The 21,016-nt window shown below is 66.3% G+C and carries 25 protein-coding genes, 4 tRNA genes and 1 riboswitch; of the genes, 9 read left to right on the top strand and 20 right to left on the bottom strand.

Annotation, left to right across the window (positions count from 1 at the left end):
• Positions 1-96: 96 nt before the first annotated feature.
• From ACM0PY_RS07770 to ACM0PY_RS07755, 4 genes are all read right to left on the bottom strand, one after another.
• Complete coding sequence (locus ACM0PY_RS07770) at positions 97-594, bottom strand: pyridoxamine 5'-phosphate oxidase family protein (RefSeq protein ID WP_005416015.1); 498 nt, start codon at positions 592-594, stop codon at positions 97-99.
• Between the two features lie 69 nt (positions 595-663).
• Positions 664-1,659, bottom strand: coding sequence for an LLM class flavin-dependent oxidoreductase (locus tag ACM0PY_RS07765; protein ID WP_072166700.1), 996 nt, complete (start codon positions 1,657-1,659; stop codon positions 664-666).
• Between the two features lie 192 nt (positions 1,660-1,851).
• On the bottom strand, positions 1,852-2,619 hold the full coding sequence (locus tag ACM0PY_RS07760; RefSeq protein WP_088497739.1) for a sulfurtransferase: 768 nt from the start codon (positions 2,617-2,619) through the stop codon (positions 1,852-1,854).
• A 252-nt stretch (positions 2,620-2,871) separates the two neighbouring features.
• Positions 2,872-3,237: a DUF6164 family protein gene (locus ACM0PY_RS07755; RefSeq protein WP_111202140.1), complete on the bottom strand. Its 366-nt coding sequence runs from the start codon at positions 3,235-3,237 to the stop codon at positions 2,872-2,874.
• A gap of 70 nt (positions 3,238-3,307) precedes the next feature.
• On the opposite strand from ACM0PY_RS07755, the gene ACM0PY_RS07750 reads away from it, so the two are divergent.
• Together ACM0PY_RS07750 and ACM0PY_RS07745 are read left to right on the top strand one after the other, a co-directional pair.
• A complete protein-coding gene (locus ACM0PY_RS07750; protein ID WP_005416011.1) occupies positions 3,308-3,742 on the top strand; it encodes an FKBP-type peptidyl-prolyl cis-trans isomerase in 435 nt (144 codons plus the stop codon).
• A complete protein-coding gene (locus ACM0PY_RS07745; protein WP_180886040.1) occupies positions 3,729-4,976 on the top strand; it encodes a TIGR03862 family flavoprotein in 1,248 nt (415 codons plus the stop codon). Before ACM0PY_RS07750 ends, ACM0PY_RS07745 begins: the two co-directional genes overlap by 14 nt.
• Before the next feature lie 92 nt (positions 4,977-5,068).
• Here ACM0PY_RS07745 and ACM0PY_RS07740 read toward each other — a convergent pair whose 3' ends face one another.
• The 4 genes from ACM0PY_RS07740 to ACM0PY_RS07725 all read right to left on the bottom strand — a co-directional run bounded on the left by ACM0PY_RS07740 (position 5,069) and on the right by ACM0PY_RS07725 (position 9,173).
• Positions 5,069-5,530: a GNAT family N-acetyltransferase gene (locus tag ACM0PY_RS07740; protein ID WP_180886038.1), complete on the bottom strand. Its 462-nt coding sequence runs from the start codon at positions 5,528-5,530 to the stop codon at positions 5,069-5,071.
• A gap of 100 nt (positions 5,531-5,630) precedes the next feature.
• Positions 5,631-7,253: an FMN-binding glutamate synthase family protein gene (locus ACM0PY_RS07735; RefSeq protein WP_180886036.1), complete on the bottom strand. Its 1,623-nt coding sequence runs from the start codon at positions 7,251-7,253 to the stop codon at positions 5,631-5,633.
• 55 nt (positions 7,254-7,308) lie between these two features.
• Positions 7,309-8,595, bottom strand: a complete 1,287-nt coding sequence (locus tag ACM0PY_RS07730) for a nucleotide sugar dehydrogenase (RefSeq protein WP_180886034.1) — start codon at positions 8,593-8,595, stop codon at positions 7,309-7,311.
• Between the two features lie 143 nt (positions 8,596-8,738).
• Positions 8,739-9,173 (bottom strand): BLUF domain-containing protein, encoded by a 435-nt coding sequence (locus tag ACM0PY_RS07725; protein WP_088497736.1) that lies wholly within the window; start codon positions 9,171-9,173, stop codon positions 8,739-8,741.
• A gap of 132 nt (positions 9,174-9,305) precedes the next feature.
• On the opposite strand from ACM0PY_RS07725, the gene ACM0PY_RS07720 reads away from it, so the two are divergent.
• Positions 9,306-9,392 (top strand) — tRNA-Leu (locus tag ACM0PY_RS07720).
• A 21-nt stretch (positions 9,393-9,413) separates the two neighbouring features.
• On the opposite strand, the gene hemN is transcribed toward ACM0PY_RS07720, so the two are convergent.
• Together hemN and ACM0PY_RS07710 are read right to left on the bottom strand one after the other, a co-directional pair.
• Positions 9,414-10,823 carry an oxygen-independent coproporphyrinogen III oxidase gene (gene hemN / locus ACM0PY_RS07715; RefSeq protein ID WP_100477872.1) on the bottom strand — a complete coding sequence of 470 codons (1,410 nt, stop codon included), beginning with the start codon at positions 10,821-10,823 and terminating at the stop codon, positions 9,414-9,416.
• Positions 10,824-10,867: 44 nt separating this feature from the next.
• Positions 10,868-11,308, bottom strand: coding sequence for a group III truncated hemoglobin (locus ACM0PY_RS07710; RefSeq protein WP_180886032.1), 441 nt, complete (start codon positions 11,306-11,308; stop codon positions 10,868-10,870).
• Between the two features lie 178 nt (positions 11,309-11,486).
• Between ACM0PY_RS07710 and ACM0PY_RS07705 the strand changes: the two genes are divergently transcribed.
• Together ACM0PY_RS07705 and ACM0PY_RS07700 are read left to right on the top strand one after the other, a co-directional pair.
• Complete coding sequence (locus tag ACM0PY_RS07705) at positions 11,487-11,774, top strand: hypothetical protein (RefSeq protein ID WP_014036651.1); 288 nt, start codon at positions 11,487-11,489, stop codon at positions 11,772-11,774.
• The gene (locus ACM0PY_RS07700; protein WP_180886030.1) at positions 11,771-12,820 is read left to right on the top strand and encodes a 4Fe-4S dicluster domain-containing protein; all 1,050 of its coding nucleotides are present in this window, start codon (positions 11,771-11,773) and stop codon (positions 12,818-12,820) included. The genes ACM0PY_RS07705 and ACM0PY_RS07700 overlap by 4 nt, the downstream gene beginning before the upstream one ends.
• A gap of 9 nt (positions 12,821-12,829) precedes the next feature.
• Here the strand turns inward: ACM0PY_RS07700 and ACM0PY_RS07695 are convergent, their stop codons facing one another.
• Positions 12,830-13,066 (bottom strand): hypothetical protein, encoded by a 237-nt coding sequence (locus tag ACM0PY_RS07695; RefSeq protein ID WP_005416001.1) that lies wholly within the window; start codon positions 13,064-13,066, stop codon positions 12,830-12,832.
• Positions 13,067-13,425: 359 nt separating this feature from the next.
• Positions 13,426-13,629 carry a helix-turn-helix domain-containing protein gene (locus ACM0PY_RS07690; protein ID WP_005416000.1) on the bottom strand — a complete coding sequence of 68 codons (204 nt, stop codon included), beginning with the start codon at positions 13,627-13,629 and terminating at the stop codon, positions 13,426-13,428.
• A 111-nt stretch (positions 13,630-13,740) separates the two neighbouring features.
• Here ACM0PY_RS07690 and ACM0PY_RS07685 point away from each other — a divergent pair, with 111 nt between their 5' ends.
• Together ACM0PY_RS07685 and crcB are read left to right on the top strand one after the other, a co-directional pair.
• Positions 13,741-14,142 carry a helix-turn-helix domain-containing protein gene (locus ACM0PY_RS07685; RefSeq protein ID WP_061478466.1) on the top strand — a complete coding sequence of 134 codons (402 nt, stop codon included), beginning with the start codon at positions 13,741-13,743 and terminating at the stop codon, positions 14,140-14,142.
• Positions 14,143-14,164: 22 nt separating this feature from the next.
• Positions 14,165-14,228: riboswitch (Fluoride riboswitch) on the top strand.
• Positions 14,229-14,309: 81 nt separating this feature from the next.
• Positions 14,310-14,702 carry a fluoride efflux transporter CrcB gene (crcB, locus tag ACM0PY_RS07680; protein WP_111202146.1) on the top strand — a complete coding sequence of 131 codons (393 nt, stop codon included), beginning with the start codon at positions 14,310-14,312 and terminating at the stop codon, positions 14,700-14,702.
• 3 nt (positions 14,703-14,705) lie between these two features.
• On the opposite strand, the gene ACM0PY_RS07675 is transcribed toward crcB, so the two are convergent.
• Positions 14,706-15,539 (bottom strand): AraC family transcriptional regulator, encoded by an 834-nt coding sequence (locus ACM0PY_RS07675; protein ID WP_005415997.1) that lies wholly within the window; start codon positions 15,537-15,539, stop codon positions 14,706-14,708.
• A gap of 184 nt (positions 15,540-15,723) precedes the next feature.
• On the opposite strand from ACM0PY_RS07675, the gene ACM0PY_RS07670 reads away from it, so the two are divergent.
• Positions 15,724-16,800, top strand: a complete 1,077-nt coding sequence (locus ACM0PY_RS07670) for an alpha/beta hydrolase family protein (RefSeq protein WP_180886028.1) — start codon at positions 15,724-15,726, stop codon at positions 16,798-16,800.
• 22 nt (positions 16,801-16,822) lie between these two features.
• Here ACM0PY_RS07670 and ACM0PY_RS07665 read toward each other — a convergent pair whose 3' ends face one another.
• From ACM0PY_RS07665 to ACM0PY_RS07645, 5 genes are all read right to left on the bottom strand, one after another.
• Positions 16,823-17,092 (bottom strand): hypothetical protein, encoded by a 270-nt coding sequence (locus ACM0PY_RS07665; RefSeq protein ID WP_005415995.1) that lies wholly within the window; start codon positions 17,090-17,092, stop codon positions 16,823-16,825.
• Positions 17,093-17,310: 218 nt separating this feature from the next.
• Positions 17,311-18,225: an ADP-ribosylglycohydrolase family protein gene (locus tag ACM0PY_RS07660; RefSeq protein ID WP_180886026.1), complete on the bottom strand. Its 915-nt coding sequence runs from the start codon at positions 18,223-18,225 to the stop codon at positions 17,311-17,313.
• A 117-nt stretch (positions 18,226-18,342) separates the two neighbouring features.
• Positions 18,343-18,416: transfer RNA gene (locus ACM0PY_RS07655), tRNA-Cys, on the bottom strand.
• Positions 18,417-18,482: 66 nt separating this feature from the next.
• Positions 18,483-18,558, bottom strand: a tRNA-Gly gene (locus ACM0PY_RS07650).
• Between the two features lie 142 nt (positions 18,559-18,700).
• Positions 18,701-18,776: transfer RNA gene (locus ACM0PY_RS07645), tRNA-Gly, on the bottom strand.
• Between the two features lie 133 nt (positions 18,777-18,909).
• Between ACM0PY_RS07645 and ACM0PY_RS07640 the strand changes: the two genes are divergently transcribed.
• Complete coding sequence (locus tag ACM0PY_RS07640) at positions 18,910-19,359, top strand: hypothetical protein (RefSeq protein WP_180884731.1); 450 nt, start codon at positions 18,910-18,912, stop codon at positions 19,357-19,359.
• Between the two features lie 4 nt (positions 19,360-19,363).
• Here the strand turns inward: ACM0PY_RS07640 and ACM0PY_RS07635 are convergent, their stop codons facing one another.
• Positions 19,364-20,284, bottom strand: a complete 921-nt coding sequence (locus tag ACM0PY_RS07635; RefSeq protein ID WP_180884729.1) for an HlyD family secretion protein — start codon at positions 20,282-20,284, stop codon at positions 19,364-19,366.
• Positions 20,281-21,009: an ABC transporter ATP-binding protein gene (locus ACM0PY_RS07630; RefSeq protein ID WP_180884727.1), complete on the bottom strand. Its 729-nt coding sequence runs from the start codon at positions 21,007-21,009 to the stop codon at positions 20,281-20,283. Before ACM0PY_RS07630 ends, ACM0PY_RS07635 begins: the two co-directional genes overlap by 4 nt.
• Positions 21,010-21,016: the final 7 nt, after the last annotated feature.

Genomic DNA, 21,016 nt, shown 5'->3' with positions numbered 1-21,016 from the left:
GCCGGCCGATGGCCGGCTGCCACGTTTCCAGGGTTGCCGGCCAACGGCCGGCACTACCGGCATCCGCTAGATCCACGCAACGCGTGGATGCGGCAATCACCGAAGGTCGACGAATCCGTTGTCCGCCAGCGGTGCCGGATCGTCCTGCACCGCCGACAGCACGAAGCTCAATGCCTTGCCCAGCAAGGTGCCCGGGCCATCCCAGTATTCGGCGCTATCGGCGCGCACGTGGATCAGGCGAAGGTTGGGGTCTTCCTTGCCGGCGGGGAAGAACAGCTTCATCGCCGGCGACCACAGCTCTTCGATCTTCGCGCGATCATCGACAACCCGCGCCCGCCCCGCCACAGACACATAGGTGTTCTTCGATGGCGAGGCATAGGCCACATTGACGCGCGGGTCGAGCGCGATCTCGGCCACCTTCGGGCTGTCGGCGGTGATCACGAACCACAGGTCACCGTCGAAGGCGACCTGCTGGGTGGCCAACGGCCGGCTGTAGAGCCGCCCATCGACGCCGGTGGTGGTGAACATCGCCACCTCCACGTCCTTGATCAGTTCAGCCAGCTGGGCAATGTGTTCGGCACGGGTCTCGGCCATGGTGGGAACTCCAGAAAGGGGAGCTCCCATCAGACGCGGATCAGCCGCAACGGGCCGTGACGCGACTGTTCAGCCCGCGTGGCGGCCATGCCAGGCGTTCATCGCCAGCTCGAAGGAACGCAGGCGCGCACGGTGGTCATACAGGTTGGCAGTGAGCATCAGCTCGTCAGGCTTGTGCCGCTCAACGAAAGCGGCGATACCCTCGGCCACCTGCTGCGGATCGCCCAGCACGGTGCAGGCCAGGGCCCGTTCCACGCCGAGCTTTTCGTGCGGCTCCCAGAAGGCTTCAATGTCGTCGATCGGCGCCGGGATCTTGCCCGGCCGGCCGCGGCGCAGGTTGACGAAACTCTGCTGTTGGCTGGTGAACAGGCGACGCGACTCGGCCTCGCTGTCGCTGGCAACAACATTCAGGGCCAGCATCGCGTGCGGCTGCTTCAACGTGGCCGAGGGGCGGAATTCGCGGCGGTACACCGCCAGCGCTTCGTCCATCACGTCCGGCGCGAAATGCGAGGCGAATGCATACGGCAGGCCCATCGAGGCGGCCATGCGTGCGCCAAACAGGCTTGAACCGAGGATCCAGGTCGGCACCCGCAGGCCACCACCCGGAACGGCCTGCACCGCCTGTCCAGGCTGGACCGGCTCGAAGTAGTGCAGCAGCTCGCGCACGTCCTGCGGGAACTGGTCGGCGCTATCGAAATAGCGGCGCAGTGCTCGCGCGGTCGGCTGATCGGTGCCCGGCGCACGGCCCAGGCCAAGGTCGATGCGGTCCGGATACAGCGAGGCCAGCGTTCCGAACTGCTCGGCCACCTGCAGCGGGGCATGATTGGGCAGCATGATGCCGCCCGCGCCGACACGGATGCGCCGGGTGCCACCGGCAACATGGCCGATCAGCACGGCGGTGGCGGCACTGGCGATACCGGGCATGTTGTGGTGTTCGGCCAGCCAGTAGCGGCGGTAGCCCAGCGCATCGGCGTGCTGCGCCAGTTCCAGCATGTTGGCGAAGGCGGCGGTGGTGTCACTGCCCTCGCAGACCGGGGCCAGGTCAAGGATCGACAACGGGATCATCAGGCGTTTTTCCGTCACAGGATCACCTTTGCATGGGGGCGGCCGGGCGCAGCGGCCAGTGACGGTGGCGGGATGCTGATTCCCGTAGGGCAGGTTCAGCGCCCACCGGATCGTGTGGAGCCGAGCCCATGCTCGGCTGCCTTTCGTCGACCAACAGCAGCCGAGCATGGGCTCGGCTCTACAGAAGCGCGGTCAGAACGCGCTGGGGCGCGGCTCCGGCAGCGGCTGGTCGACCATCGGCTTCAGCTCGGCATCCAGCGCCACACGCTCATCGAACACGAAGCAGCGGCCTTCGTAGCCTTCGCCGCCCACCTCCTCGAAGTAGCCGAGGATGCCGCCATCGAGCTGCAGCACATTGTCCATGCCGTCATTGACCATCCACAGCGCGGCCTTCTCGCAGCGGATGCCGCCGGTGCAGAAACTGACCACGGTGCTGTCCCGCAGCGCATCGCGATGTGGCGCCAGCGCCTCGGGCAGGTCGGTGAACTTGCGGATGGGCAACACCAGCGCATCCTTGAAGGTGCCGTACTCCACTTCCTGCAGATTTCGGGTATCGAGCATCACCACCGGCTTGCCGGCGTCATCATGCCCCTGCCGCAACCAACGCTGCACGGTGGCCGGATCAACCGCTGGTGCGCGCGGATAGTCCAGCGGCTGGCCGTCATCGCGGCGGAAGCTGATGATCTCGTCCTTGACCTTGGCCTTCAGCCGCGCGAACGGCTGGTGCTCGCTCAGGCTGGTCTTGACCCGCATGTCGGCGAAACGCGCATCGGCACGCAGCGCTGCATAGAAGCCCTCGACCGCCTCCGGCGCCCCCGCCAGGAACAGGTTCAGCCCCTCGCCGGCCACCAGGATCGTGCCGCGCAGCTGCGCCGTCTCGGCACGGGCCAGCAGCTGGTCGCACAGGGCCTGGGGAGCGTCGATGACGGCGAAATGATAGGCAGCGGTATTGGCGATCATCCCGCCATTTTAGCGCCAGACCGCCCCAGGGTCAGATATCCCCATTCATCCACGCATGGTGTGGATCAACTTCAGATCACGGGAACTGTCAGAGGCGGGGCTGTGTGGGCAGGCGAGACCGTTTGATCTGGCCCCCAAAGATGGGTTTACGGCATGTCCTGCCTGCCCACACCGCCGCGCCATCCCACGGAAACCCGCTTTTGACGTTGCCGTTGCCTCTGCGGGTGCCGGGTGCAACCCGGTCGAAACCCGTTACCCCCGCAACAGCAGGAACGGCAGCAGCACCAGCGCCGCCGCGCCGGCCATCGCCAGCAGCACCAGCACCACATAGGCCGGCCGCCTCCGGAACAGGCTGCCGAAGGTCTCGGCCGTGCCATCACGCAATGCCTGCTCACGCTCAGCGCGGATGCGAGGGCCGCGCTCGGCCTGGTACTCGGCCATCAACGCCTTCGCACGCGGATGATCATCGTCGTCGCGCAGCCACAGGCCACCATTGGAAATGCCCCACGGACTGGGTTCAGTGCGATACCAGGCAATGCCGTGCTGGTCGAGCAGCGTGCAGACATCGGCATATTCGTCGTCGCCGACATTACGCAGATTGAGCAGGAGTTTTGCCATGGCCCCATGATACCCGGCGCCGATGCGCTACCCTTGCCGCCCTCGCCCCGCGCCCTTCTGGAGACGCCCGATGCGCCGCCTGCTGCTTCCCCTGCTGCTGTCCCTCGCCGCCGCTGGCTGCTCGACCGAACCATCCGGCCCGCCGCCCGGCGGCACGCTGACCACCTTCGAGCGGATCGATACCGTGCCCGGCACCGGCGCCGAAGCCATCGCCGGCAGCAAGGTCACGGTGCACTACACCGGCTGGATCTACGACAACCGTACCGAGACCAAGCACGGCAAGACCTTTGACAGCTCCTTCAAGCACGGCGAGCCGTTCACCTTCGCGCTCGGCGCCGGCCAGGTCATCCGCGGCTGGGACGAGGGCGTGGCCGGCATGAAGGTCGGCGGCAAGCGCACGCTGATGATTCCGCCGGACTACGGTTACGGGGACCGCAAGGTCGGCCCGATTCCGGCGGGCTCGTCGCTGGTGTTCGACGTCGAGCTGCTCGATGTCAAACCGTAATGCCGCCATGCCCCATCGGGTCGCCGTCATTGGCGGCGGCCCGGCCGGCCTGTTCGCCGCCGAACGCCTGCGTGCCGCTGGGCTGGAGGTCGACCTGTACGAGGCCAAGGGGTCGCCTGGCCGAAAGTTCCTGATCGCCGGCAAGGGCGGCCTCAACCTCTCCCATTCCGATCCGCGGCCGTTGTTCGACAGCCGCTACCGCGAGCAGGCCGCTGTGGTCGGCAACTGGCTGGACGGCTTCGACGCACAGGCACTGCGTGACTGGGCCGCCGGCCTGGGCGTGGAAACCTATGTGGGCAGCTCCGGCCGCGTGTTCCCGGTCGACCGCAAGGCGGCGCCGCTGCTGCGCGGCTGGGTGCGCCGGTTGAAGGAACAGGGCGTGCGCCTGCATGCCAACCACCGTTGGATCGGCTGGAGCGACGACGGCGCCCTGCGCTTTGCCACCGATGCGGGCGAAGTCGATGTCCGCGCCAATGCCACCGTGCTGGCGATGGGCGGCGGCAGCTGGCCGCAGCTCGGCAGTGATGGCGCCTGGGTCGTGCCACTGCAGGCGCGTGGCGTGGACATCGCGCCGCTGCAGTCAGCCAATTGTGGCTTCGACGTGGACTGGACGCCGTTCTTTGCCCAGCGCAATGCCGGCGCACCATTGAAGCCGGTGGTCGCGCACTGGATCGACCTGGCTGGACAACCGCGGTCGCTGCAAGGCGAGTGCGTGGCCAGCGAATATGGCATTGAAGGCAGCCTGGTCTACGCGTTGGCCGCCGACCTGCGCGAGACCATCAACCGCGATGGCCACGCAATGCTGTGGCTGGACCTGGTGCCCGGTCGCGACGAGGCGCGCCTGCTGGCCGACCTGTCACGTCCCCGCAACGGCCGAAGCTTCGGCGAGCACCTGCGCCGCCAGGCGGGTCTGGATGCGGTGAAGGCCGCACTCGTGTTCGAGATTCTTGGCAAGGAGGCCGGCAACGACCTGCCGGCTGTGGCCGCCACGCTCAAGCGCCTGCCGCTGCGCCTACTGCGCCCAAGGCCGATGGCCGAGGTGATCAGCACCGCCGGTGGCGTGCGCCTGGATGCGCTGGATGACGGCCTGATGCTGCGGGCCGTTCCTGGCGTGTTCTGCGCCGGTGAAATGCTGGACTGGGAGGCCCCCACCGGCGGCTACCTGCTGACCGCGTGCTACGCCAGTGGCCGGCGTGCCGCCGAGGGCGTGATCGGTTGGTTGGCCGGGCGGTGACGCCTGCCGTGTAGCGTCGAGCCCATGCTCGACGGCGTTACCTGTAGAGCCGAGCCCATGCTCGGCTTGAATCTAACGCAGGGAAAGGCCACTTACCACGGCCTGCGCATGCTCACCGAGGCCAACGCCACACCGCTGGGATGTGCATAGGCTTCCTCACGCACGCTGACAAAGCCCTGCCGTTGATAGAACGGCACCGCATTGAGCGAGGCCGACAGCACCACCTCACGCTCACGATCAGCCATCGCCAGCAGGCGCTGCATCAGCGCCTGGCCAATGCCCAGGCCGTCATGATCCGGATCGACGAACAACGCATCGACTTCATTGGCATCGACATCAAAGACGCCGAAGCCGAGCAGACCACCCTGCCCGTCCTCGGCCACCACGCAACCGCCCTGCCCCAGCAGCCGCGCGTACTGCGCGGGCGGCGGCGACGCCGACCAGGGCGCAATGACCGCGGGTGGGTAATGGCTGCTGCAGGTCTCGCGCACGCAACGCGTGCGCAACGCCCACAACATGGCCACGTCATCCATGGTGCCGGTCCTGAACTGCATGACATCTCCTCGTAGAGCCGAGCCCATGCTCGGCTGTTCTTCGTTCCGACCTCGCGATGAGAACAGCAGCCGAGCATGGGCTCGGCTCTACAACATCACGCTACCGCGACTTGCTGGCGCGCAGAGCCTGGATCTTCGGCGGCGGCTGGAACGAGTCGCTGCGCGCATCAGCCCAGAAGGCATGGAATACCGCATGGTCGGGCACCTTGTGCAGCAGCTCGCCCGGTTCCAGGTAGCGGTAAAGCGACGCCAGCGAACGGATTTCCACCGGCGACACGCGACGCAGGATGTGCTCCGGCCCCAGCTCGGCCGGATCGTTCAGGCCCGCCGCGCACAACAGTTCCTTCAAGGCATGCAGTGTGTGCTCGTGATAGCTGTACACACGGGTGGCCTTGTCCGGTGCATCCAGATGCTTCCAGCGCGCAGGGTCCTGGGTCGCGATGCCGGTCGGGCATTTGTCGGTGTGGCAGCTCAACGACTGGATGCAGCCCAGCGCGAACATGAAGCCTCGGCCGGCATTGCACCAGTCGGCACCCAGCGCGATGGTGCGCGCGATGTCGAACGCACTGGTGATCTTGCCAGCGGCGCCGATGCGGATGCGCTCGCGCAGGTCCAGGCCGACCAGGGTGTTGTGCACCAGCAGCAGTGCTTCATGCATCGGTACGCCGACATGGTCGACGAATTCAGCCGGCGCCGCGCCGGTGCCTCCCTCGGCACCATCGACCACGATGAAGTCCGGCAGCAGCCCGCTTTCCTGCATCGCCTTGGCGATGCCGAACCATTCCCAGGGGTGGCCGATGGCCAGCTTGAAACCGACCGGCTTGCCACCGGACAGCTCGCGCAGCCGGGCCACGAACTGCAACAGTTCGACCGGCGTCGAGAATGCCGAGTGACGCGACGGCGATACGCAGTCCACGCCCATCGGAACACCACGGGTCACCGATATTTCGGCGGTCACCTTTGGTGCCGGCAGCACGCCGCCGTGGCCCGGCTTGGCACCCTGCGACAGCTTGATCTCGATCATCTTGACCTGGTCGTGGGTAGCGTTGGCGACGAAGCGCTCTTCGCTGAAACCACCCTTCTCGTCACGGCAGCCGAAGTAGCCCGAGCCGATTTCCCAGACCAGATCGCCGCCCATCTCGCGGTGGTAGGGCGAAATCGAACCTTCGCCGGTGTCGTGGTAGAAGCCACCGCGCCGCGCACCTTCGTTCAGTGCGCGGATCGCGTTGGCCGAGAGCGAACCGAAGCTCATCGCCGAGATGTTGAACACGCTGGCCGAATAAGGCTTGGCGCAGTTCGGCCCAATCAGCACGCGGAAATCATGCTTGGCAATGGAGGTGGGAGCCAGCGAATGGTTGATCCACTCGTAATCCACCGCATAGGTACTGCGCAGGGTACCGAACGGCACCGTGTCCATTTCGTTCTTTGCGCGCTGGTAGATCAGCGCACGCTGCTGGCGCGAGAACGGCACGTTCTCCAGGTCGCTCTGCACGAAGTACTGGCGGATTTCCGGGCCGATTGATTCCAGGCCATAGCGGAAATGCGCCATCACCGGATAGTTGCGGCGCAGCGTGCTGCGCTTCTGCAGCAGATCCCAGGTCCCCAGCGCCACCATCGCGGCAGTCAGGCCGACGCCCCAGTACCAGGCCGGCCAGATCGTGGCCAACCACAGGCAGATGGGAAACATCAGGATGGCGAGCAGGTAGACGATATACCGGTGCATGGCGTTCCTTGGTTGCAACTGACTGCGAGTCTACCGCGCCGGCCATCACCGGCGTTTACAGGCGACCGTCAACCACGTTGCGCGGCCAGACCGATTTCACGTCGTAGACGATGCCGCCGGGCGCCAGCAGCGCCTGGATTGCGGCGTCATCCATGGCTTTGAATCGGGCATGGGCCACTGCCAGAACTACGGCGTCGTAACTCCCCGCCACCGGCTCGGCCAGCCAGTGCACGCCCGCGTCAGCCAATGCCGCCGGGCCGACCCACGGGTCGCTGACCTCCACCTGTGCGCCGGCATCACGCAGGCGCTGCGCCAGTTCCAGCGCGCGGCTGTTGCGCAGGTCCGGGCAATCCTCCTTGAAGGTCACGCCCAGCACCAGGATACGCGACTGCGCAGGTGCGCGGCCGCGTTCGGCCAGCATTGCCAGCACACGCGACGCCACGTGCTCACCGACGCGGTTGTTGACCTGCCGCGCGGTGTGGATCAGGTCCGGGTGGTAACCCACGCTCTCGGACTTGTGCAGCAGGTAGTACGGGTCCACGCCGATGCAGTGGCCGCCGACCAGGCCCGGCCGGAACGGCAGGAAGTTCCACTTGCTGCCGGCGGCGTCGAGCACATCCTGGGTGTCGATGCCGAGCCGGTCGAAGATCAGCGCCAGCTCATTGACCAGCGCGATGTTGACGTCACGCTGGATGTTCTCCACAACCTTGGCCGCTTCGGCCACACGCATCGACGGCGCCGGGAAGGTACCGGCGGCGATGATGCGCTGGTACAGGCCATCAATCACCGCAGCCACTTCCGGTGTCGACCCCGAGGTGATCTTGCGGATATCGGCCAGGCGCCGCTGGCGGTCGCCGGGGCTGACCCGCTCCGGGCTGTAACCACAGTAGAAGTCTTCGTTGAAGCGCAGCCCGGAAAGCTGCTCCAGCAGCGGCACGCAGACCTCTTCGGTGGTGCCGGGGTACACCGTGGATTCGTAGATCACCAGGTCACCCGCACGCAGGTGGCTGGCGATCAGCCGCGTCGCCGAACGCAGCGGCTCCAGATCGGGCTGCTCATAGGCATCGATCGGGGTCGGCACGGTAACGATGTAGACATTGCAGGCATCGAGCAAAGCCGGATCGCTGCCGTACTGCAACTGCTGCGCACTGGCCAGCTCATCGGCCTCCAGTTCCAGCGTATGGTCCTGGCCGTCGCGGAGCTCGGCGATGCGATCAGCATCGATGTCGAAGCCGAGCGTCGGCCAGTGCCGGCCGAAGGCCACCGCCAATGGCAGGCCCACGTAGCCCAGCCCGATCACCGCGAAGCGCGGCGACGCTGCTGCCGCAAGCGGCGCGCTCAACGCCGCATCCCATGCAACGGCTGAAATCGCATGCGTACTGCCATGGGCATGGCCGACCTACTCATTCGCTTTGCCACTCCGGGAAGATCCATGCCAGAAAGGCTACAGCCTAACGGCCCGGGTGCCCGGCCGCCAAGGTGGGGTCAGGAGCCCAGTGCGACCGCGGCCGGCTCCAGTTCGCCATCGGCGCCGGTCCAGGCCTGCAGCAGGCGCTCGAAGCCACCGCCGCCAAGCACGAAGCCCGGCCATGAGGCGTCGACGATCTGTACCAGCAGTTCTGTATCAATGCGCCGGGTCCCCATCGACCAGCGCGGGAATGCCCGCTGCGCCACCGGCGCGCGGCACAGCACCTTCAGTTGTCCATGGCTGCGCGCATTGGCGATGCGCTGGTACACCGAATCGATGCCATCCTCCGGGCCTTCCAGGTACTGCAGGAAACGGCTGCCATCGAACATCAGCACACCCGTGACACCGGCTACTCGGTTGAATGCCGTGGCATCGGCCAGCAGGCGGTCAAGATCGGTTGTCTGCAGGTCGGCGCGGGCCTCGCTGGCATAGGCAATCGCGTGCAGCGACATCGGGTGGCTCCCCCCCCTGGGAACGAGGCTTTGGACTATGACATGAATGGGAGCGACAGTTAAGCACACCGCCGCTCCACTGCAATCCGGCCGGGATGCTGCAGCTGGGCTACAATCGGCGCCGCGCTGCAGGCCCGGATGGCGAAACTGGTAGACGCATCGGACTTAAAATCCGCCGGGGGCAACCCCATGCCGGTTCGATTCCGGCTCCGGGCACCATCGCACTTTTCACGACGAACGTCAGATTGCACGCGAGTAGCGCGGCTGCTCGCAGGCGGCACGCAGGTACGGGTCGAAGCACATCGCCAGCAGCCGCAGCAACGGCCGTCCAGGCTCGCTGGCGCGCACTACACCGTCACGGTACTCGGCGAGGCCGTCTTCCTGCAGCCGCTGCACCGAACGCAGGTCTTCGGCGAAGTACTGCTCGAAATCCACGCCATGGCGCTGGCCCAGCACCGCACCGTCCACTTCGCCCTGGCACATCAGCTGCTGGATCAGTTCTGCGCGCAGCTGGTCGTCGGCGCTGAGCGCCACGCCGCGCCACACCGGCAACTGCCCCTGGTCCACGGCATCCTCCCACGACGGCAGGTCGCGCGGATTCTGGCTGTAGGTGGCACCGATGTGGCTGATCGCACTCACGCCCAGGCCGAGCAGATCGGTATCGGCGTGGGTGGTATAGCCCATGAAATTGCGATGCAGCTGCCCGGCGCGCTGCGCACGTGACAGATCTTCTTCCGGCAATGCGAAGTGATCCATGCCGATGTACTGGTAGCCGGCCGCAGAGAGTTTCTCCACCGCCAGGCCCAGCAACGCCAGCTTGTCTTCCGGCGAAGGCAAGCGGCGTTCGTCGATCTGCTTCTGTGCGCGGAACAGATGCGGCAGGTGTGCGTAGCCGTACACCGCCAGGCGATCCGGGCGCAGTGCCAGCACCCGTTCCAGGGTGCGGCCAAACCCTTCCAGGCTCTGTCCCGGCAGCCCATAGATCAGGTCGACGTTGACCGAACGCATGCCGCTGTCGCGGCAGGCCTGCAGGATGTCCAGCGTCTGCTGCACGCCCTGCACGCGGTTGATCGCTTCCTGTACCTGTGGATCGAAATCCTGCACGCCCAGGCTGGCGCGGTTGAAGCCCAGCCGTGCAAGCATGGCGACATCGCGGGTATCGATGAAGCGCGGATCGAGTTCGATCGAGAAATCGCGCTGCGGCGAATCGCTGAAATCGAAGCGTCGGCGCAGTCCTTCCACCAGCGTGGTCATCGCCTCGGCCTCGAGGAAGTTCGGCGTGCCCCCGCCCAGGTGCAGCTGGATGACCTCACGGCCGTCCTCGAACTGCGGCGCCAGCAGGTCGGCCTCGGCCAGCACGCGCGCGACGTAGCTGTGGCCACGGCCGCGGTCGCGGGTGATCACCCGGTTGCAGCCGCAGTAGAAGCAGGGGCTGGAGCAGAACGGCACATGCACGTACAGCGACAGCGCGCGGGCCAGTTGGTTGCTGTCGGCGATTGCCTGGCGCAGTGCCGGCGCATCGAAGCCATCGTGGAAATGAGGCGCGGTCGGATACGAGGTGTAGCGCGGCCCCGGCCGGTCATGCCGGCGCAGCAGGTCGGGGTCGAAGGTCCAGGCAAGACCGCCGGCGGCGGGAGAGAACGTGTCCATGCCGCCAGCATCGCGCCGGGCGTACCCGACCGCCTTGACCCAGATCAATCGCGGGCGGGGATTCCCAGCACCGGCAGGCCGACCTGCGGCCAGCGCAGCATCTGGTAGCGCTTCCAGAAGGTGTCACCGATGCGCGTGGCGACGTCGTTGGCCAGCACCTGCATGGGCGGGTTGCCGCACTCGGCGGTGGTGATCCGGAACAGCACCAGCCAGCGGTCGAACAGGTCCTTGTCCAGCTCGATGGCCATGTGCTTGGACATCGGCGAGCCCTTGAAGCGGCGCGTGCCGCGCAGCATTGCCGACCAGAAATCGACCAGCTGCGCCAGGTGTTCCGGCCAGTCGTGGACGTGCGACTCGAACACAGGCCCCAACCGCTCTTCCTCGCGCACGCGCGCATAGAAGTCGTGGACCAGGCGGGTCACTTCCTGCTCGGTGCACAGCCCGGGCGAGGCGACGGGCAGCACAGGTGGCGATATTGCGTTCATCGGGTACCCAAAGCTTGCCGGCAGTGTGCCGTAGCTGGCCGGCACCGCCGTTGATCCAGATCAATGTCGGCGCAGTCCGCTGCACCTAGGCTGGCACGCCTGCAGGAAGCATGCCCTGCGGATGCTGCGCCAGCCTCGGCGGAGTATACGCGCCGCCCTCATTCCGATCCGGGACAGCATGAACAGACCCTCTCCCAGCCGCCGCCAGCAGCTGATCCAGCACTGGGGCGCCATCCTTTGGCCCAGCTTCATCGCTGCAGGCCTGGCCAGCGTGGTGTTCTTCGCCTTTGTCGACCCGCTGCGTCTGCAGGCGATCAGCTTTCCGGGTACGGCGATCAGCCGCGAACTGGGCTATACGGCAGGATTCTTCATGTTCTGGTCGGTGACTGCACTGTCCAGCGCGGTCACCTGGTACCTGCAGCGACCGATGCCAAGCGACGACGACGACGAGCTGCCGCTGGGATGAGTACGCCCTGCACCGGAATCCCACGCCGCTGGCATTGGCGCGCCGCGCTCAGCATGCTCTTGCTGGCCTTGTTCTATGCCCTGCCATGGCTGCGCTGGGATGGGCGGCAGGCCCTGCTGCTGGACATCAACGCACGGCGCTTTGACCTGTTTGGCTGGACATTGTGGCCCAGCGATGTCGGCGTGCTGATCGGGTTGCTGGCGGTGCTGGCGGTGGGCCTCGCGCTGCTCACCCACCTCGCCGGCCGCATCTGGTGCGGCCACGCCTGCCCGCAGACGCTATGGCGCCGCGCCTTCGACTGGATTGCGCGCGCCATGGCCCGGGCCTTGCCAGCGCCCGTCGTGGGCCCTGCCACCCAGCTGGCATGGGGGCTGCTGTCGCTGTGGACCGGCATCACGTTCGTCGGTCTGTTCAGCCCGATCGAAGAACTGGTGGCCGCCGCGCCGCATGCCGGCTGGAGCGGCTGGGAAACGTTCTGGGTGCTGTTCTATGCCGCCGCCACCTGGGGCAATGCCGGCTTCCTGCGCGAGCAGGTGTGCCGTTCGCTGTGCCCGTTCGCGCGCCTGCAGCCGCTGCTGACCGATCCGCATACACCGCGCATGTTGTACGACGCGCGCCGCGGCGAACCGCGCGGCATGCGTCCGTCGGGGCTGGGGGGCGTGCTCGGACGCGGCCGTGGCCTGCTCGACCCGACCACCGCGCAGGACTACGTGTTCCGCGCTGCACACCCGCTGCTGGCCGGACCGATGCCCACCTTCAGCGCCGACCGCCTGGGCGACTGCACCGATTGCGCTGCCTGTGTCAGCGCCTGCCCGATGCAACTGGATATCCGCCAGGGACCTCAGGCCGATTGCCTGGCCTGCGGCGCCTGCCTGGAGGCCTGCTCGCAGCAGCAGCACCAGGCCGGTTTCGGCCCGGGGCTGGTGCGCTACTGCAGTCCGCAGGCCATGGCCGGGCAACCGCGGCAATGGTGGCGACCGCGGACCCTGGCACTGCTGTCGATGCTGCTGGCGCTGTTGGCCTGCGGCGCCTGGCGCCTGCTTTGAATCAACGGATCAACGCGGCCCGTTGGCGTGCGGCGGCACCAGCTGCGCACGTCGGACGATGCCCAGCTGCTCGATGATCAGCGCCATTTCATTGGTGACTTCGGTACGCTCGGTCCCCTGCGGGACCAGGCGGTCCAGCACCTGCTGGTAGGTATCCCAGAACGCCGGACCGCATCCGTGTTTGTGATAACTGGCTTCCAGTTCGCGGCGTACCCGTTCAGCCAAGCCATGCATGCCGTATTCCATACGACCTCCGTTGGACTTGTCCTGCATCGTTGACGGTCTACCGACTCACTTGCGAGCTACTGAAAGACTCCCGGGCTTCACGTCCGGTTGATCCCAATTAGTCATAGATTTCACGACAGGTCAATTACATACCGCGACTTTCGTGATCGAAATTATTAATCGTTCACGAAACCACATACGGGGAGACGGGGTGCCCGGATGGGTCGGACCCGACACACTGCCCCGATTTCCCCGGTCCCGCCCTGGTAGGCGCCATCGATGGGCCAGCCCCGTTTCATCGAAGTTTCCAATATTGCTAAGCATACTTAGCAAATGCCGCTTAGGGTGCTATATGCGACAAAAGGCGGCGCAGTTGAGGCTTACTCGCCCTGCGTATCCTCAGTCGCGGGGAACAGGTTGGGATAGCGCTGATGCAGGATGTATTGGCGTAGCGCAGGAATCGGGAAGTTCTTGGGCCATTGCGACACGGCAGATCGGCTTATGCCAAAAAAGCGCGCCAGTTCGGCATCGGTCCGGAAACCCAGCCGGGCGCGCACCTGCCCCTTGCTCCAGAATTCGGTCACGGTCGGTCCTTCTGTTAACCAGACTTATTCTTGGAACAAGGGAACTTTGCGATCCACGCGTTAAGCTGGCTTGCATAGATGAATACTCTCGGCCAACGACTCGCCATTGCCATGAAGAAAGCCGGGCACCCTCGCCCGGCCGATCTGGCCCGCGCCGCCGATTCGACGACGGCAACCATCAGCAACTGGCTCAACGACCATGTCAGCCCCGCCCATGTGAAGGCCGAACAGCTGTTCCGCATCGCCGATGCGGCCAAACTGGACGCGCGTGAACTGCTGTACGGCGTGAGCGGGCTTGGCGTCGGTGAGCGGGGCAATACCTATATCCCCAGCCAGGCCCACCTGGATGTCTGGCAGGACGCCTACGAACTGGTCAGCCATCTGGTGGAGGAGAAGGGATTGCAGATCGACCATCGCCGCCACGCGGCCCTGGACCTGCTGGCCTTCGAACTGCTGATGGACGGCTTCAGCCGCAGCAAGGTCATCCGGGTGCTGACGACCTCGATGACGTGAATGCACTACCACTGGTAGCATGGTCGCGGATGGGGATGGGGCTCCCCCGATAACCGCCCGAAAGGGCTGATGGCTCCTGCCAGGACGAACCGGTCTTCGTCGATGGCGGGCCGTGCCTGCCGTCGGCGTTCGCCATCGAATCAGCGAACCCGCAACCGAGGCACGTGATGCACGCATTGAACAATTATCTGCTGGTCTTCATCGGCGGCGGGCTCGGCGCCTGCCTTCGCTATGCCTGCAACCTGATCGGTTCGCGGGTATCAGTCGGCAGCCCGTGGCCATGGTCGACCTTCCTGATCAACATCAGCGGTGCACTGCTGATGGGCGTGCTGGTCGAAGCCTTCGCCCTGCGCAATGGCGCCTCGCCGCAGTTGCGCCTTCTGCTGGCCACCGGCGTCCTCGGCGGCTACACCACATTTTCCACCTACGCGCTGGAAATCGGACTGCTGCTGCAGCGCGGCCAGCATGGCCTGGCGGCGCTGTATGCCGGCGGTTCGGTGGCACTGGGCCTGGTCGGCCTGTTCGGTGGCATGAAACTGGCCCGGCTGGTGCTGGGCTGAGGCTCAGCCCGCGCCGGCGCGGGCCTGTCCGCGCCACTCCCGCGGCGACTGTCCGGTATGTGCCTTGAATGCGCGCGACAGTGCGGCTTCGCTGCCATAGCCGACGTCGTCAGCGATCCGCTTCAATGGGCGCCCCTGGCGCAGCGCCTGCTGTGCCAGGCCCACCCGCCAACCCTGCAGGTACTGGCCCGGGGTAGTGCCCATCGCCTCACGGAAACTGGCAGCAAAGACGCTGCGTGACATGCCGGCCACCTCGGCCAGGTCTTCCAGGGTCCAGGACTGTGCGGGCGCCTCATGCATCGCCACCAGCGCCAGCCGCAGCCGCGGATGCCCCAGCCCGGCAAACAGGCCACCACGCATCTCGCCCCCTTCCATCAGCTGCCGCAGCACCTGGATCATCACCACCTCGAACAGCCGGTTGACCATCGCCGCACGCCCGCAGCGCTGCTCGAAGGCTTCTTCGAACAGCAGCTCCAGCGCTGCGTTGCCGCCGTACAGATCGGCCAGCGGCAGGCAGATGAAATCGGGCAACGCCGCGCTGATCGGGTTGAGCCGCCCGCCCTCGAAATGCAGATTGGCGCAGGCCATGTCGGCGCCATGCTGCGGATCGGTACTGAATCGATGCGGCATCGGCCGTGGGTACAGCAGCAGGCTCGGCACCTCGACCTGGACGGTCTGCTGGCCATGGCTGACCTGCAACGGGCCACGTCGCACCAGATGCAGCTGCCCGGCGTCATCCTCGCCCGCCAGCGAGTTGATGCCGCACAGCGCGCCGGCATGGAACACCGAGGCGGTAACCGCAAAGCGTTCAAGCAGAATGGCGAGCCGGTCGACCATGACGGGACCCTGGGTAAAGTAGAAAGAGATCAAGGCGACACATCGTATCGGAATCCTCCCGTAGCGGACGTGATCAACTCGGGGAGCGGGCGCCCCCCCAGCCCGCCCTTCCTGCGGCAGTGCAGCGCGCGCAACATTTCGCTGGCATCTATGCTCGGGGTCATTCCCGCATGGAATGACCCCGATGCCCGCCCTGCTTCGATGCGCCCTCGCCCTCGGCCTGCTGCTGCCTTCGACGACCTTGCTGGCGTCAGCGCCAACGGCGGCACGCACGCTGAGCGGCGAGCTGCAGGGCGCGCCGTGGCGCCTGGACGTGCCGGCCGACTGGAACGGTGACCTGGTGATGCTGGCGCACGGCTACGAGCCGGTAGGCATGCCACGTGCTACGCCGATGGCTGCCAATGACGGCACCGCGCCACTGCTGGCGGCAGGCTACGCCGTCGCGCAGAGCGCCTATGCCAGCCAGGGCTGGGCGGTGGCCGATGCGATCACCGACATGGAACGCCTGCGCCTGCATGCAGTGGCTGAGCTCAAGCATGTGCGCCATATCTGGATGCTGGGATTTTCGATGGGCGGCGCCGTGACCCTCGCCAGCCTCGAACGGTTCCCGCAACACTACGCCGGTGGGGTGTCGCTATGCGGCGCCAATCTCAGTGGCGAACAGATCGCGAGTGATCTGCTGACCACGCTGGTCGCTTTCGATTATTTCTTTGCCAAGGCCGAAGGCCTGCCGGCTGCGGGACTGGTCTCACGCGACGCGGCTGCGCTGCCACAGGGCGAACTGTACCAGGGCATCTCCAATGCGCTGCAACGCAGCCCCTCGCATGCCGCGTTGCTGGCACAGCGGCTGCAGGTGTCCGCTGATGCACTGGCCGGCACGATCAGCCTGCATGCACTGGTCCTGCACGAACTGGCCACGCGCAGTGGCGGCATGCCGGTGGGCAACACAGGTGTGGCTTACAGCGGCTTCGGTGACGACATGGCGTTCAATGCCGGCGTGCAACGTGTCGATGCCGTGCCTGCCGCGCAGGCCGCTGTCCGCAGGGAGCTGGCATTGAGCGGTGCGTTGAGGCGACCACTGGTGATCCAGTTCAACAACAACGACCCGACGATCGTGCCGCGCATGCAGACGGTGTATCCGCAGACGGCCGCACGGGCCGGCGCCCGCCCGCTGCCACAGGTGCTGCCGCGCGTTGGCGAAGGCCATTGTGGCTTCTCCGGCGCGCAGATCATCGAGGCGCTGAAGGCCGCGCAGCGTTGAGCAATCGCGGCCCGCGCGCAGGTCAGCCGCCCAGCGTGCCCATCGTGAAGGTATAGCCCGAGCTCATCAGGAATTCGCGCATGCGCATTTCCGCGCGCCGTGGTGAGGCCAGGTTGGCCGGCGCGTACAGGGCATACACCAGGCCCGACCCTTCGATATGCTCGCGGCGCACCCCGCAGCGGGCGGTTTCCGAGGCGATGACCCATCCGTCCTTCAGCCGATCCGGGCCAATGGATTGCCCGTTCTTCAAGCGGAAGGTCAACCAGCGCACATCTGCCGTGACTTTGCTCATTTCCGTTTCGCTCCGTGGCTGGAACGACGCGTGATGTCCTTGCTCGCCATTGCGGCTCCCTGAGACGTGGAACTCGACCATAGCGCCTTTCCATGTCGTGGCCGGCTGAGACTGGCGACCGGGGCGCGGCGAACGGCTGCAGGTGAAGCAGCGCGGCGTCGGAAATGGCGGCCGCAGGGAGCGCCCTGCCGGCGCAGTTCACAGGCAGGGAACCCGACTCACGCAGCGCGGTCGCTGCCCTGGTTCAAGGCGTGCAGCGCATCGGCCAGCGCCTGGATTTCGGCACGCAGGGCCAGCCGCTGCAACCACCGCCCGGGGATTCCGCGCGCACCATGGAATGCGCCCGCCAGCTGCCCCGCAATGGCGGCCGTGGTGTCGGCGTCCTCGCCAAGATTGGCCGCCTCGAGTACGACGGCTTCAAAGGTGTCGTGGCGATCAAAGCACCAGAATGCAGCTTCCAGACTGTCGACAACATAGCCATTGCCACGGATCTGCTCACGCGCGGCACCGCGGTAGCCGCCCGCCGCGATCTGCCGCAGCCGCGCGCTCTCGACAGGGACATTGCTGAGATCCAGTACCGCGTCACGGGTGCCACCTGCCAACGCCCGCTCCAGCGCGACCGCCAGCAAGCGGCACGCCTCCAGGCACTCCTGCGCAGCGTGCGTCGTTCGCGAACTCAGCTCGGCCATTGCCTGCAGGTCGGGAGTCCCGGCGTAGCGCAATGCCACCGGCGCCAAACGCATGATCGAGCCATTGCCAGCGCTGCGTGGGTCGTCACTACCCGCCAGCGGTTGGCCGTCCTGCAGGAACCGGTCGATGGCAGCCCGCGTTGCCATACCGATATCGAAGCACTCGCCGGTCGCACTCCAGTACCCATGCTGGTACCAGTTGGCGTAGCGGTTCATCTGATCGTGCACATCGAAGGTGTCACAACGCACCAGGCTCTCGGCCAGGCACATCGCCATGGAGGTATCGTCGGTCCATTGCCCCGGCTGCAGCTGGAACGGCCCCCCCCCCACCATGTCGGTAATCGGGGTGAAGCTGCCACGAGGCTTGAACTCCAGCGTGGTACCGACGGCATCGCCGCACGCGAGGCCGAGCAAGGCGCCGCGGAAGTGATCAATCTGGTTCATCACACGAGTGTAGCGCCACCGCATCTGCCATGACTGACTGCCGGGCGGTGATCGCGCGAGCGGGGAATTGATCGCAGCCAAACAAAAAAACCCTGACCGGAGTCAGGGCTTTTCAATTGGAGGCCTCAAGCGGAATCGAACCGCTGTAAACGGATTTGCAATCCGGTGCATAGCCACTCTGCCATGAGGCCAACGTACTGCGCGCCAGGAACGTAGCCCTGACAAGACAAAACCCCAAGATGGGGCCTGTCGGAACATGGAGCGGGAAACGAGACTCGAACTCGCGACCTCAACCTTGGCAAGGTTGCGCTCTACCAACTGAGCTATTCCCGCGTAAGCCGACATGCTACCGGAAATCCGGAAAACACACCAGCGATTTCACCTTTCTGACTGCGCGTAAAGCCTTGTGGCCCAACGTGCCCCGCCTTGCCGTGGCGGGAGAAAAACAAGGCCCCTACCGGGGCCCTGTAGAATCTGGAGCGGGAAACGAGACTCGAACTCGCGACCTCAACCTTGGCAAGGTTGCGCTCTACCAACTGAGCTATTCCCGCAGATTCCGTTCGACCTGCGTCGAAGGAGCGCCATTGTGTCCAAATTCCTTCACGCCGTCAACAGTCTTCACATCATGCGGTCACGGGCGTCCGCGCTGGGGTACGCTGCCCCGCCCAAGCACGGACACCACCGATGCCGAGACGCTACGTCCGCCTGTTCTGGTTGCTGGTCGCGCTGACCTGGCTGGCGCTGATCGCCGCGCTGGTCAATGCCGGTTTCACCCCGGACTACTGGCTGCTGCACCACCTGGAAGGCGCCGAGTCGCCCTACCCGACCAGCACTGTCATCGTGTTCGCGTTGCTGGGCACGGTCGAACTGGTGGTGGCCGCCTTGATCGTGCGGCCATGGAGACTGAAACGCCTGTGGCTGCGCCTGCTGATCGCCTTCGCCCTGCTGGTGCTGTGGTCGGTGCCGTGGATGCTGTCGGCGATGCACCAGCCGCCGGTACAAGGCATGCACCTGCTGTGGCTGCTGCTGTTGGACGTGGGCCTGCTGCTGGCGCTGTGCGGGGTGTCGGCGGTGAGCGCGTGGCGGGCGCTCTGGCGGCGCGGTTCACCACAGACTCCCCCGCCGCAGCGCTAGAGGCCTACTTCCGGAACTCCACCCGCACGTTCTGGCCGAAGCGCGCCTTGGCTTGCCCATCGAACTCCAGCACGCACTCCACCACTTTGGCCACGCCACGCCCTGCATCTTCAGGCAGGCGTGCCTGCGCGAACACCGGACTGATGCGCACCACGCGTGCAGGCGGCAGCGTGCCCGTGTTCTCCGCACCATCACTATCCGGCACGACAGTAGCCTTCATGCCCACCTGCACGGCATCGGCGTAGGCGGCGCTGAGTTCGGCGCGCACCTGCAGCGGGCGCGCCGGCAACAACGAGATCGCCGGCTTGCCCGCCTGCACGAAGGCACCGACGCCCGGCACCTGGCCGACCACGGTGCCGGCTTCCGGCGCGCTCAACGACATCTGCTGCAGTTTCAGCTTCGCGTGCTCCAGCTTGTGCTGCGCCATGTCGACCTGCGCACCGGCCACGTCGACATCGGCGCGCACGCCGGCCAGTTGCTGTTTGGCTGCATCGGCCTGCTGGTTCGAGGACACGCCTTCGCTGGCGCCCGTGGACAGGCGAGTGGCGTTGCGCTCCAGTTCGCGCAGCTGCGCCTGGCTGCCCTTCAGGCGGTCATTGGCCAAGGCCAGATCGGCGCTGGCCATCGCCACCTCCTGCTGCAGCAGGGCACCATCCAGCGACAGCAGCAGCTGCCCCTTCTTCACCGTGGCGCCTTCCTTCACCGGCGCTGCAGTGATCGAGCCATCCACCGGCGGTGCCAGTGCGATCAGGCCACCTTCGACGTCAATGATGCCCCGCGCCACGGCAACCTTGCCGTCGGCGGCAGTACCCGCCTTGCCTGAGGGGGCCGACGCGGCGGTGGGCGCTTCCCTGGAACAGGCGCCGAGCAGCAGTGCCGCGGACAGGGCCAGGCTGAGGGGAAGCAGGTGCGACGTCTTGGTCATGGGGCGGACTCTACGGTTTCGTTCTGGCGGCGGTCATCACGGACCATGCCGTCTTCCATGGCGATCACCCGATCGGCATGCCGGATCAGGCGCGGATCGTGGCTCACGCACAGCACGGTGGCGCCATGCGCACGTGCGTAGCGATGCAGGATGTCGATCACGCGCTGGCCGTTCTCGGCATCCAGCGCGCTGGTGGGTTCGTCTGCGAAGATCAGGGTTGGCGACTTGGCAAACGCGCGGGCAACCGCCACGCGCTGTTTCTCGCCACCGGACAGCTGCGCCGGGCGCATGTGGCTGCGATGGCTGAGGCCGACTTCTTCCAGCGCCTGGCGGGCCAGCGGCTCGCTTTCGCGATTGCGCATGCCGCGGTAGCCCAGTGGCAGCTGCACCTGCTCCAGCGCGGTCAGTGCCGGGAACAGGTTGAAGCCCTGGAACACGAAGCCGACATGGTGCAGGCGGAAACGCTCCACTTCCCTGCGGGTCATGTGGCCCACGTCCTGGCCCAGCGCGTGCACGCGACCGCCATCGGGCGCGGACAGGCCGGACAGCAGCGACAGCAGCGTGCTCTTGCCGCAGCCGGACGGGCCGGATACCAGGGTCAGCTCGCCGGGATAGATGTCCAGCGACAGGCCACGCAGCACCGGCACCTGCACATCACCGGACATGAAGCCTTTTTCCAATGCGTCGGCCTGCAGGGTCGGGGCGACGGTGCGTGCGGAAGTCATCGGCCGG

The organism is Stenotrophomonas sp. BR163 (genome assembly GCF_047520985.2).
In the GTDB taxonomy this organism is placed as follows: Bacteria; Pseudomonadota; Gammaproteobacteria; order Xanthomonadales; family Xanthomonadaceae; genus Stenotrophomonas; species Stenotrophomonas sepilia.
This window is presented reverse-complemented; position numbering and strand designations above follow the sequence as displayed.

Excerpts from the sequence above, each read along its gene's own strand:
- ACM0PY_RS07770 (WP_005416015.1), bottom strand. The coding sequence starts at position 594 with ATGGCCGAGACCCGTGCCGAACACATTGCCCAGCTGGCTGAACTGATC.
- ACM0PY_RS07765 (WP_072166700.1), bottom strand. The coding sequence starts at position 1,659 with ATGATCCCGTTGTCGATCCTTGACCTGGCCCCGGTCTGCGAGGGCAGT.
- ACM0PY_RS07760 (WP_088497739.1), bottom strand. The coding sequence starts at position 2,619 with ATGATCGCCAATACCGCTGCCTATCATTTCGCCGTCATCGACGCTCCC.
- ACM0PY_RS07755 (WP_111202140.1), bottom strand. The coding sequence starts at position 3,237 with ATGGCAAAACTCCTGCTCAATCTGCGTAATGTCGGCGACGACGAATAT.
- ACM0PY_RS07750 (WP_005416011.1), top strand. The coding sequence starts at position 3,308 with ATGCGCCGCCTGCTGCTTCCCCTGCTGCTGTCCCTCGCCGCCGCTGGC.
- ACM0PY_RS07745 (WP_180886040.1), top strand. The coding sequence starts at position 3,729 with ATGTCAAACCGTAATGCCGCCATGCCCCATCGGGTCGCCGTCATTGGC.
- ACM0PY_RS07740 (WP_180886038.1), bottom strand. The coding sequence starts at position 5,530 with ATGCAGTTCAGGACCGGCACCATGGATGACGTGGCCATGTTGTGGGCG.
- ACM0PY_RS07735 (WP_180886036.1), bottom strand. The coding sequence starts at position 7,253 with ATGCACCGGTATATCGTCTACCTGCTCGCCATCCTGATGTTTCCCATC.
- ACM0PY_RS07725 (WP_088497736.1), bottom strand. The coding sequence starts at position 9,173 with ATGTCGCTGCACGCGATTGCCTATGCCAGCGAGGCCCGCGCCGACCTG.
- hemN (WP_100477872.1), bottom strand. The coding sequence starts at position 10,823 with ATGGACACGTTCTCTCCCGCCGCCGGCGGTCTTGCCTGGACCTTCGAC.
- ACM0PY_RS07710 (WP_180886032.1), bottom strand. The coding sequence starts at position 11,308 with ATGAACGCAATATCGCCACCTGTGCTGCCCGTCGCCTCGCCCGGGCTG.
- ACM0PY_RS07705 (WP_014036651.1), top strand. The coding sequence starts at position 11,487 with ATGAACAGACCCTCTCCCAGCCGCCGCCAGCAGCTGATCCAGCACTGG.
- ACM0PY_RS07700 (WP_180886030.1), top strand. The coding sequence starts at position 11,771 with ATGAGTACGCCCTGCACCGGAATCCCACGCCGCTGGCATTGGCGCGCC.
- ACM0PY_RS07695 (WP_005416001.1), bottom strand. The coding sequence starts at position 13,066 with ATGGAATACGGCATGCATGGCTTGGCTGAACGGGTACGCCGCGAACTG.
- ACM0PY_RS07685 (WP_061478466.1), top strand. The coding sequence starts at position 13,741 with ATGAAGAAAGCCGGGCACCCTCGCCCGGCCGATCTGGCCCGCGCCGCC.
- crcB (WP_111202146.1), top strand. The coding sequence starts at position 14,310 with ATGCACGCATTGAACAATTATCTGCTGGTCTTCATCGGCGGCGGGCTC.
- ACM0PY_RS07675 (WP_005415997.1), bottom strand. The coding sequence starts at position 15,539 with ATGGTCGACCGGCTCGCCATTCTGCTTGAACGCTTTGCGGTTACCGCC.
- ACM0PY_RS07670 (WP_180886028.1), top strand. The coding sequence starts at position 15,724 with ATGCCCGCCCTGCTTCGATGCGCCCTCGCCCTCGGCCTGCTGCTGCCT.
- ACM0PY_RS07665 (WP_005415995.1), bottom strand. The coding sequence starts at position 17,092 with ATGAGCAAAGTCACGGCAGATGTGCGCTGGTTGACCTTCCGCTTGAAG.
- ACM0PY_RS07660 (WP_180886026.1), bottom strand. The coding sequence starts at position 18,225 with ATGAACCAGATTGATCACTTCCGCGGCGCCTTGCTCGGCCTCGCGTGC.
- ACM0PY_RS07640 (WP_180884731.1), top strand. The coding sequence starts at position 18,910 with ATGCCGAGACGCTACGTCCGCCTGTTCTGGTTGCTGGTCGCGCTGACC.
- ACM0PY_RS07635 (WP_180884729.1), bottom strand. The coding sequence starts at position 20,284 with ATGACCAAGACGTCGCACCTGCTTCCCCTCAGCCTGGCCCTGTCCGCG.
- ACM0PY_RS07630 (WP_180884727.1), bottom strand. The coding sequence starts at position 21,009 with ATGACTTCCGCACGCACCGTCGCCCCGACCCTGCAGGCCGACGCATTG.